The sequence below is a fragment of the Saccharopolyspora sp. NPDC002578 genome, from assembly GCF_053592695.1.
This window is the reverse complement of record NZ_JBSFWJ010000031.1, coordinates 61,670-71,591: the sequence shown is the minus strand read 5'-3', so window position 1 is coordinate 71,591 and position 9,922 is coordinate 61,670. Positions and strand designations below refer to the sequence as shown.

The following is a 9,922-nucleotide window of genomic DNA, read 5'->3' as shown; positions in this document are numbered from 1 at the left end:
TTGCGATGTTCCAAACTCTAGCAGGCCCGTTTTTCCGCTGTTTCAGGGGGGTCAACCTCGCGGTCACCCGCACCCCGGAACGTCGAGAAACCCGATCCGCATTTAGAGTTTTGTATTCGAGTCACCCACTCTACCAGGACTAACTGGGAGCTTGGTTCGTGACCCCGTCGCGCCCGGTCCGTTTGTTTCCGGCTCGTTCCGCGCTGACTTGGAATAAGTTACGCGCCGACCGACTCAAAGTCAAGTCAGCGCCCAGCAGGACCGGAAGGAGGTAAACCAGCAGGTCACCCGCCGTTTCCGGCCCTGCGAACAGGCTAGTACAGCACCTTGATCCCTGCAGTGTGACGCTTGCCACGTCGAATGACCGCCCAGCGGCCGTGCAGCAGGTCCTCCTTCGACACGGACCACGTCTCATCTGCGATTTTGGTGTTGTTGACGTAGGCGCCGCCTTCGTTGACGGTGCGCCGGGCGGCCCCGCGGCCCTGTGCGAGACCTGCTTCGACGAGCAGGTCGACGATGGTCGGCTCGTCGGACAGGCGCACTTCGCCGGTGGGGACCTCGGCCATCACGGCGTCCAGCGTGGCCTCGTCCAGCTCGGCGAAGTCGCCGCGGCCGAACAGGGCTTGGCTGGCGGCGATGACCTGGTGGGTCTGCTCCTGCCCGTGGACGAGGGTCGTGAGCTCTTCGGCGAGCCTGCGCTGGCCGGCGCGCTGCTGCGGGCGCTCGGCGGTGGTGCGCTCCAGCTCCTCGATCTCCTCGTGGTCGAGGAACGTGAACAGGCGCAGGTACTTGCCCACGTCGGCGTCCGAGGAGTTCACGAAGTACTGGTACCAGGCGTAGGGCGAGGTCAGCTCGGGGTCGAGCCACACGTTGCCGCCGCCGGTGGACTTGCCGAACTTGCGGCCCTCCGCGTCGGTGACCAGCGGGAGGGTCAGGGCGTGGCCGGTGGCGTTCTCCTGGCGGCGCAGCAGGTCCACGCCTGCGACGATGTTGCCCCACTGGTCGGAGCCGCCGAGCTGCAACCGGGTGCCGTGCCTGCGGTAGAGCTGCACGAAGTCGTTGGCCTGCAACAGCATGTAGCTGAACTCGGTGTACGACAGGCCGTCGCCTTCCAGGCGGCGCTTGACCGTCTCCCTGGACAGCATCGTGTTGATGGAGAAGTGCTTACCGACCTCGCGGAGGAACTCGGTGACCGGGAGCTGCGCGGTCCAGTCCGAGTTGTCGGCGACCAGCGCGCCCGTCGGGGACTCCGGAGCGCCGTCCCGGACGAAGTCGACGAACTTCGCGAGCTGGTGCCCGATCCGCTCCGTCCACTCCCGCACGGTGTCGATGTCGTGCAGGTTGCGCTCACCGGTGTCGCGCGGGTCGCCGATCAGGCCGGTCGCGCCGCCGGAGAGCACCACCGGGCGGTGCCCGGCGAGCTGGAAGCGACGCAGCGTCAGCAGCGGGATGAGGTGACCGGCGTGCAGGCTCGGCGCGGTCGGGTCGAAGCCCGCATACAGAGTGAGCGGTCCGGAGTCCAGGTCCGAACGCAGCGCGTCGAGGTCGGTGGATTGCGCGATCAGGCCGCGCCAGGACAGCTCGTCAAGGATGTGCTCGCTCACGCGACCAGTCTGGCGCATCCCGGCAATCGGTTTTATGCCTGGTCCCGGCTCCGGCGGCGGCCGCCCCTCCGGTACGGACTGACCGAGGGGGAACCGTCGATCCAGGAGCGCCACGGGAGGTCGACGGCGGTGGCGACGCCGACTCGCGGCCCGGTCCGGACGTCGTCCTCGTCGACGTCGGTGCCGGCGAACAGGCGGACCGGTGAGTCGGGGGCGGTGAGGTCGATGCCGTTGTGCTCGCCGGTGATGCCGAGAACACCGGCCAGGCGCGCCGGTCCGCTGGCGAGCTGGGCGTCCTTGCGCACGGCGGGGCGGCGGCGCCGGGCCAGTTCGGTGCCTTCGAGGACTTCGCCCCCGCGCAGCAGCACCGCGCCCGGGGTGCCGTTCTCGGTGCACACCACGTTGATGCAGAAGTGCATGCCGTAGACGAAGTAGACGTAGAGGTGACCTGCCGGGCCGAACATCACGGCGTTGCGCTGGGTCATGCCGCGGTAGCAGTGCGAGGCGGGGTCGTCGCCGCCCCGGTAGGCCTCGACTTCGACGAGCCGGATCCGCACGTCGCCCTCCGGGTGGCTCGACCGCAGCTCGCAGCCGAGCAGGCGGCGGGCCACCCAGAGGGGGTCGTGTGCGAGGTCTTCGCGCTTGAGCTGGCTCACGGGCGGAACAGTACCGACCGAACGCGAGGGGTCTTCACGCCGTCAGCCAGGCACGATGCTCGCGGATGGCCTCGAACACCCGGTCCCGCTGCTCGTTCACACGATCGGGTGCGGTTCCGCCGTGCGAGTCCCGGGAGGCGATGGAGCCGGGCACGGTCAGCACCTCGCGGACCGCGGGGGTGAGCGCGGGGTGCGCGGCGGCGAGCTCCTCGTCGGTGAGGTCGTTGAGGCCGACGTCGCGGGCCTCGGCGGTGCGCACGCACTCCCCCGACGCCTCGTGCGCCACGCGGAACGGGACGCCTTGGCGCACCAGCCACTCGGCGATGTCGGTGGCCAGGGTGAAGCCGGCGGGGGCGAGTTCGGCGAGCCGCTCGGTGTGGAAGGTGAGCGTGCCGAGCATTCCGGCCATCGCCGGGAGCAGGAGGTCGAGCTGCTCGACGGAGTCGAACACCGGCTCCTTGTCCTCCTGCAGGTCCCGGTTGTAGGCCAGCGGCTGCGCTTTGAGGGTCGCGAGCAGGCCGGTGAGGTTGCCGATCAGCCGGCCGGACTTGCCGCGGGCGAGTTCGGCGACATCCGGGTTCTTCTTCTGCGGCATGATCGAGCTGCCGGTGGCCCAGGCGTCGTCGAGCGTGACGTACCGGAACTCCGCGGTGTTCCAGATGATGACCTCTTCGGCGACGCGGGAGAGGTTCACCGCGAGCATGGCCAGGCAGAACGCGGATTCCGCCGCGAAGTCGCGGGAGGCGGTGCCGTCGATGGAGTTGTCCACCGCGCCGCCGTCGAAGCCGAGTTCCGCGGCCACCGCCTGCGGGTCGAGGCCCAGCGACGATCCGGCGAGCGCGCCCGAGCCGTACGGGGAGAACGCGGTGCGCGCGTCCCAGTCGCGCAACCGGCTGACGTCGCGCAGCAGCGCCTGGCAGTGCGCGAGCAGGTGGTGGCCGAGCAGCACCGGCTGGGCGTGCTGGAGGTGGGTGCGGCCGGGCAGCACCGCGTCCGGGTGCGCCTGGGCCTGGCCGGCGAGCGCGTCGACGACGTCGAGCACGCCGGCGGCGACGCGGCGGGTGGCGTCGCGCAGCCACATCCGGAACAGGGTCGCGACCTGGTCGTTGCGGGAGCGGCCCGCGCGCAGCTTGCCGCCGAGGTCGGTGCCGACCCGCTCGAGCAGGCCGCGTTCGAGCGCGGTGTGCACGTCCTCGTCTTCGACGACGGGCTGGAACGCGCCGGATTCGACGTCGGCGGCGAGCACGTCGAGGCCCCGGTGCATCCGGTCGAGCTCGTCGGCGGTGAGCAGGCCCGCCTGGTGCAGCACGCGGGCGTGCGCGCGGGAACCGGCGATGTCGTAGGGCGCCAGCCGCCAGTCGAAGTGGGTGGAGAGGCTGAGCGCGGCCATGGCCTCGGCCGGGCCGGAGGCGAAGCGGCCGCCCCACAGTTTGGTGGGCTCGCTGCCTTGCTGGGTCACGATGTCTTCCTCATCTTGCGTCGTCAGGTGGTGGTGTTCGGGTCCCGCCGGTCCGCGGCGTCACCGTCGTCGGGGTTCTCGATGCCGTCCGGCGGTGGCATCCGCTCGCCGGAGGCCATGTTGGTGAACCGCTCGGCCAGGTCGAGGCCGGTGAGCGGTTCCCTGGCGAGGACCATGACGGTGTCGTCGCCCGCGATGGAGCCGACCGCTTCCAGCAGGGCGGCGCGGTCGATCGCGCTGGCCAGGAACTGCGCCGCACCCGGCGGGGTGCGCAGCACGGTGAGGTTGCCGGAGCCGTCGGCCGAGACGAGCAGTTCGGCCAGCAACCGGCTGAGCCTCGTGGTGCCACCTTGCACCCCGCGCACGGGGCTGCCGTCTTCGGGGATGACGTAGACCGCCGCTCCCCCGTCGGGTCCGCGCAGTTTCACCGCGCCCAGTTCGTCGAGGTCGCGCGACAGCGTGGCCTGGGTGACGTCGATGCCGTCGCCCGCCAGCAGCTTCGCGAGCTCGGTCTGGCTGCGGATGCCCATCGTCGAGACGAGCTCGACGATGCGCGCCTGCCGGGCCGCCCTGGTGGTCATGACCGCTGCACCAGCCAGGCGAGCAGGGCCTTCTGCGCGTGCAGGCGGTTCTCGGCTTCGTCGAACACGGCGCTGGCGGGGCCGTCGAGGACCTCGTCGGTGACTTCCCAGCCGCGGTGCGCGGGCAGGCAGTGCAGCACGCTGGTGTCGACGCCGGTGGCGGCGAGCAGTTCGGTGTTGATCTGGAACGGGCGGAACGGGCTGACGCGGTCCTTGCCGTCGTTCTCCTGGCCCATGGAGGTCCAGGAGTCGGTGACGAGCACGTCGGCTCCGTCGACGGCGGAGCGGGCGTCGTGGTGCACCCGGACGGAGCCGCCGGTCTCGGCCGCCCGCTTGCCCGCGGCTTCGAGCACCCACGGCGCGGGGGCGAAGCCTTCGGGCGCTCCGACGCGGACGTGCATGCCCGCGGTGACGCCGCCGATGAGCAGCGAGTGCGCCATGTTGTTGGCGCCGTCGCCGAGGTAGGTGAGGGTGCGGCCGGGCAGGTCGCCGTGGCGTTCCCGCACGGTCTGCAGGTCGGCGAGGACCTGGCAGGGGTGGAACTCGTCGGTGAGCGCGTTGACGACGGGCACCGCGGACACGCCGGCCATCGCTTCGATGCGGGCTTGGGCGAAGGTGCGCCAGACGACGGCGTCGACGTAGCGGGACAGCACGCGCGAGGTGTCCTCGATGGTCTCCTCGCGGCCGAGCTGCATCATGCGGCCGTCGACCACGATCGGCTGACCGCCGAGCTGGTGGATGCCGACTTCGAAGGACAGCCGGGTGCGGGTGGAGTTCTTCTCGAAGATCACCGCGATGGAGCGGCCTTCGAGGGAGCGGTCCGCGAGCCGGTCGGTCTTGAACCGGGCTGCGAGGTCGAGGATCTCGGTCTGCTCCTGCGGGCTCAGGTCGTCGTCGCGCAGAAAATGCCGGAGTGTCACGGGGTCACCTCCGTGGCTTCGTGGTGGTGGGAGTGGGTTCGGGTCAGCCGAGCAGGCCGGGCAGGTCGGTCAGCAACCGGCGGGCCTGGTCGGCGGTGAGCACCAGCGCCGGGCTGAGCCGGAGCACGTCCGGTTGCACGGCGTTGATGAGGTATCCGGCGTCCTGGGCCGCCGCGGCGGTGGCGGCGGCGACAGGTTCGGTGAGGCGGATCGCCAGCAGCAGCCCTTGGCCGCGCACTTCGGCGATCAGCGGGTGCCGGAGGTCGCGGACGCCGTCGGCGAGCAGTTCACCGAGCGCCTTGACGTGGTCGAGCAGTCCGTCGGCGGCGATGGTGTCGAGCACGGCGAGCGAGGCGGCGCACGCGACGGGGTTACCGCCGAAGGTGGTGCCGTGCTGGCCGGGTTGCAGCAGTTCGCCCGCGTCGCCGACGCCGATGCAGGCGCCGAGGGAGAGGCCGCCGCCGAGGCCCTTGGCGAGGGTGATGACGTCGGGTTCGATGCCGTCGCGCTGGAAGGCGAACCAGTGGCCGGTGCGCCCGATGCCGGTCTGCACCTCGTCGATGACCAGCAGTGCGCCGTGCCTGCTGGTGATCTCGCGCGCGGCCCGCAGGTAGCCCTCGGGCGGGACGATGACGCCGTTCTCGCCCTGCACGGGTTCGAGCACGAGCGCGGCCGTCGTGTCGTCCACGGCGGATTCGAGGGCGGCGACGTCGCCGTAGGGGACGTGCTCGACCCCGGCGGGCATCGGCGCGAACGGTTCCTGCTTCGCGGGCTGGCCGGTGAGCGCCAGCGCGCCCATGGTCCGGCCGTGGAAGCCGCCTTCCGTGGCGACGATCTTGAGCCGCCCGGTCCGCCGGGCGATCTTGAACGCGGCCTCGTTGGCTTCGGCGCCGGAGTTGCAGAACAGGACGCGTCCGCGCCCGGTGAACCCGGAGAGGTCGAGCAGCCGCTCGGCGAGCTTCAGGCCCGGGTCGTGGGCGTAGAAGTTGGAGACGTGCCCGAGGGTGCCGATCTGCTCGGTCACCGCCCGCACCACGGCCGGGTGGGCGTGGCCGAGGGCGTTGACGGCGATGCCGCCGACGAAGTCGAGGTAGGTCTTGCCGTCGGCGTCGGTGACCTCGCAGCCGGAGCCGCTGGTCAGGGTGAGCTTCGGGGTGCCGTAGTTGCCCATCATGGACGCCTGCCAGCGCTGCGCCCCGGTGGTGTTGGTGGTCATGCGTTCTCGTCTTCCTTCCCGGGCAGCACCATGGTTCCGACGCCGGCGCTGGTGAACACTTCGAGCAGCACCGAGTGCGCGAGCCTGCCGTCGATGACGTGCGCTCGCGGCACGCCGCCGCGCACGGCGCGCAGGCACGCCTCCATCTTCGGCACCATCCCGGAGGCCAGTCCGGGCAGCAGTTCTTCGAGCTGGTCGGCGTCGAGCCGGGACACCAGCGAGGAGCGGTCGGGCCAGTCGGTGTAGAGGCCTTCGACGTCGGTGAGCACGACGAGCTTCTCCGCGCCGAGGGCCACGGCGAGCGCTCCGGCGGCGGTGTCGGCGTTGACGTTGTGCACCACACCGTCGACGTCGGGCGCGACGGTGGACACGACGGGGATGCGTCCGGCGCTGATCAGGTCGAGCACCGCGTCGGGGTTGACGGCGACGACGTCGCCGACGAGGCCGACGTCCACGGGTTCGCCGTCGACGGTGGCGGTACGGCGCGCGGCGGTGAACAGCTGCGCGTCCTCGCCGGACATGCCCACGGCGTGCGGGCCGTGCTTGTTGATGAGGCCGACGAGTTCGCGCCCGACCTGGCCGACCAGGACCATCCGCACCACGTCGAGCGTTTCGGGCGTGGTGACGCGCAGGCCGCCGCGGAATTCGCCGGCCATGCCGAGGCGGTCGAGCATCGAGGTGATCTGCGGTCCGCCGCCGTGCACGATGACGGGGTGCAGGCCCGCGAGCCGCAGGAACACCATGTCCTGCGCGAACGCGGCTTTGAGCTCGTCGTCGACCATGGCGTTGCCGCCGTACTTGATGACGACGGTGGCGCCGTGGAAGCGCTCCAGCCAGGGCAGTGCTTCGACGAGCACGCTGGCCTTCTCGGCGGCGGTGGCGAGCCTGTCTGCCGGGGTCGGTGTCATGAGGAGTACGCGCTGTTCTCTTCGACGTAGTCGTGCGACAGGTCGGTGGACAGGATGGTGGCCGTCTGGTCGCCGAGGTGCAGGTCCACGACGATCCGGATGTCGCGGCCGGTGAGGTCGGCTTCGCCGCGGTCGCGGTTGGGCAGGCCACCGGCGAACAGCGAGACGTCGTTGGTGATGATCTCGACGCGGTCCACGTCGATCTCGGCCTTCGCCCGCCCGAGCGCCATCGCGATCCGGCCCCAGTTGGGGTCGGAGCCGAACAGCGCGGTCTTGACCAGGTTGTCCTCGGCGATGATCCGTCCGATGTGGACGGCGTCGTCCTCGGTGCGCGCGCCGCGCACGGTGATGTCGACGGCCTTGGTGGCGCCTTCGGCGTCGCCTTGGAGCTGGCGGACGAGGTCGGTGCTCACGGCGGTGAGGACCTCGGTCAGCTCGTCGGCGGTGGGTTCGACGCCGGAGGCTCCGGAGGCCAGCAGCAGCACGGTGTCGTTGGTGGAGGTGCCGCCGTCGACGTCGAGCCGGTCGAAGGTGGTGCGGGTGGCGGCGCGCAGCGCGGCGTCGAGGGTCTCGGGGGCGACGACGGCGTCGGTGGTGAGGACGCTGAGCATGGTCGCCATGTTGGGGGCGAGCATGCCCGCGCCCTTGGCGAAGCCGCCGACGCTCCAGCCGTTCCCGGTGGCGAGCGCCTGCTTGGCCTTGCTGTCGGTGGTCAGCACCGCCGTCGCCGCGTCGGTCCCGGCGGCTTCGGTGTCCGCGAGCGCCGCCGCCGCACTGTCCACTCCGGACACAACGGCGGGCATCGGGAGGCGTTCGCCGATCAGGCCCGTGGAGCACACGGCGACGTCGATGGCGCCGACGCCGAGCACTTCGGCGACCTTCTCAGCGGTGGCGTGGGTGTCCTGGAAGCCTTCGGGTCCGGTGCAGGCGTTGGCGCCGCCGGAGTTGAGCACCACGGCGCGCAGGCTGCGCTCCTGCAGCACCTGCTGGGACCACAGCACCGGGGCCGCTTTGACCTTGTTGGTGGTGAACACGCCGGCCGCGGTGTGGCGCGGGCCGTCGTTGACGATCAGAGCGAGGTCCCGGGCTCCGCTCGCCTTGATCCCGGCGGGCACACCGGCCGCCCGGAATCCGGCGGGGGCTGTGACGCTCATGCGAATTCCTCCGTGGTGACGGTGTGACCTGAGTTGATCAACGCGGTCCGGGCCTGCTCCGCCGATCCGGCGGGGACGAGGATCCAGTCGGTGTCGAAGGTGGACAGTGTGAAGACGCTGATCCCGGCCTGCGCCAACGGGGTCAGCAAAGCGGCGAGGACACCGGTGAGCGCGAAGTCCAGCGGGCCGCGGACCTCCAGCGCCCGGAACGGGCCTTCGACGGCGGCCTGCGCACCGAGTCCGGTCGCCTGGTCGTGGCCGAGGACGATCGTGCGCTCCTCGGCGGTGGCCAGTTCGGCGCGGATCGGCCCGCCGCCGAGGGCGAGGTCCGCGGTCGCCGGAACCTTCGCGACGGCGAGGTGTTCGGGGTGCAGCCGCAGTTCCAGTGCGGTCACGGCGCGATCCCCGCGAGCGGCAGCCCGGTGGTCTCCGGCAGGCCCTTGGCGAGGTTCATGCACTGCACGGCGCCGCCCGCGGTGCCCTTGGTGAGGTTGTCCTCGGCGCCGACGACCACGAGGCGGTTCGCGTCGGGGTCGATGGCGACCTGGAGGTGCACGGTGTTCGCGCCGAGCGTCGCGGAGGTCTGCGGCCAGGAGCCTTCGGGCAGCACGTGCACGAACGGCTCGTCGCCGTAGGCGTCGAGGTAGACCTTGCGGGCGGCGGCGACGTCGAGGTCACCGCGCAGCGGTGCGCTGCAGGTGGCGAGGATGCCGCGCGACATGGGCGCGAGCACGGGCGTGAACGACACCTTCACGGGTTCGCCCGCGACGGCGCTGAGGTTCTGCACCATCTCCGGGGTGTGCCGGTGCGCGCCGCCGACTCCGTAGGCGCTGGCCGAACCCATGACCTCGGCGGAGAGCAGGTGCGGCTTGAGCGCGCGGCCCGCGCCGGAGGTCCCGGTCACGGCGACGACGACGGCCTCCGGCTCGACCAGGCCCGCCGCGAACGCGGGCGCGAGCGCCAGCGAGGAGACGGTCGGGAAGCAGCCCGGCACCGCGATCCGGCTGGCGGAGCGCAGCGCGTCGCGCCCGCCGGGGAGTTCGGGGATGCCGTAGGGCCAGGTGCCGGGGTGGTCGCCGCCGTACCAGCGGGTCCACGCCTCGGGGTCGTTGAGCCGGTGGTCGGCGCCGCAGTCGATGACCGTGGTGTCGTCGCCGAGTTCGGCGGCCAGCGCGGCGGAGTGGCCGTGCGGCAGCGCGAGGAAGACGACGTCGTGCCCGGAGAGCTCGGCAGCGTTGGTCTCGGTGAGTTCGCGGTCGGCCAGCGGCAGCAGGTTCGGGTGGTGCGCGCCCAGCTTCGTGCCCGCGTTGCCGCCGGCGGTCAACGTCCCGATCTCCACTTCGGGGTGCGCCAGCAGCAGACGCAGGAGTTCCCCGCCCGCGTAACCGCTCGCACCCGCCACTGCCACCCGAATCGCCATGCGG

Annotated in this window: 10 protein-coding genes; all 10 read right to left on the bottom strand. The window is 71.5% G+C overall.

Features of this window, described 5'->3' with window-relative positions:
• Positions 1 to 314 precede the first annotated feature (314 nt).
• From tyrS to argC, 10 genes are read right to left on the bottom strand one after another with little or no spacing between them, the layout of a single operon-like run.
• The gene (tyrS, locus tag ACWD38_RS16705) at positions 315 to 1,604 is read right to left on the bottom strand and encodes a tyrosine--tRNA ligase (RefSeq protein ID WP_450124383.1); all 1,290 of its coding nucleotides are present in this window, start codon (positions 1,602 to 1,604) and stop codon (positions 315 to 317) included.
• Positions 1,605 to 1,636: 32 nt separating this feature from the next.
• Positions 1,637 to 2,260, bottom strand: coding sequence for a DNA-3-methyladenine glycosylase (locus ACWD38_RS16700; RefSeq protein ID WP_184480556.1), 624 nt, complete (start codon positions 2,258 to 2,260; stop codon positions 1,637 to 1,639).
• A 34-nt stretch (positions 2,261 to 2,294) separates the two neighbouring features.
• Positions 2,295 to 3,719 (bottom strand): argininosuccinate lyase, encoded by a 1,425-nt coding sequence (gene argH / locus ACWD38_RS16695; RefSeq protein ID WP_343071487.1) that lies wholly within the window; start codon positions 3,717 to 3,719, stop codon positions 2,295 to 2,297.
• 23 nt (positions 3,720 to 3,742) lie between these two features.
• On the bottom strand, positions 3,743 to 4,300 hold the full coding sequence (locus ACWD38_RS16690) for an arginine repressor (protein WP_184480558.1): 558 nt from the start codon (positions 4,298 to 4,300) through the stop codon (positions 3,743 to 3,745).
• Complete coding sequence (gene argF, locus ACWD38_RS16685; RefSeq protein WP_184480560.1) at positions 4,297 to 5,220, bottom strand: ornithine carbamoyltransferase; 924 nt, start codon at positions 5,218 to 5,220, stop codon at positions 4,297 to 4,299. Before argF ends, ACWD38_RS16690 begins: the two co-directional genes overlap by 4 nt.
• A gap of 43 nt (positions 5,221 to 5,263) precedes the next feature.
• Positions 5,264 to 6,436 carry an acetylornithine transaminase gene (locus ACWD38_RS16680; protein ID WP_184480562.1) on the bottom strand — a complete coding sequence of 391 codons (1,173 nt, stop codon included), beginning with the start codon at positions 6,434 to 6,436 and terminating at the stop codon, positions 5,264 to 5,266.
• Positions 6,433 to 7,344, bottom strand: a complete 912-nt coding sequence (gene argB, locus ACWD38_RS16675; RefSeq protein WP_184480564.1) for an acetylglutamate kinase — start codon at positions 7,342 to 7,344, stop codon at positions 6,433 to 6,435. Before argB ends, ACWD38_RS16680 begins: the two co-directional genes overlap by 4 nt.
• The gene (gene argJ / locus ACWD38_RS16670) at positions 7,341 to 8,498 is read right to left on the bottom strand and encodes a bifunctional glutamate N-acetyltransferase/amino-acid acetyltransferase ArgJ (protein ID WP_184480566.1); all 1,158 of its coding nucleotides are present in this window, start codon (positions 8,496 to 8,498) and stop codon (positions 7,341 to 7,343) included. The genes argB and argJ overlap by 4 nt, the downstream gene beginning before the upstream one ends.
• Complete coding sequence (locus ACWD38_RS16665; protein WP_450124382.1) at positions 8,495 to 8,893, bottom strand: ACT domain-containing protein; 399 nt, start codon at positions 8,891 to 8,893, stop codon at positions 8,495 to 8,497. Before ACWD38_RS16665 ends, argJ begins: the two co-directional genes overlap by 4 nt.
• Positions 8,890 to 9,918 (bottom strand): N-acetyl-gamma-glutamyl-phosphate reductase, encoded by a 1,029-nt coding sequence (argC, locus tag ACWD38_RS16660; protein ID WP_184480570.1) that lies wholly within the window; start codon positions 9,916 to 9,918, stop codon positions 8,890 to 8,892. Before argC ends, ACWD38_RS16665 begins: the two co-directional genes overlap by 4 nt.
• Positions 9,919 to 9,922 lie beyond the last annotated feature (4 nt).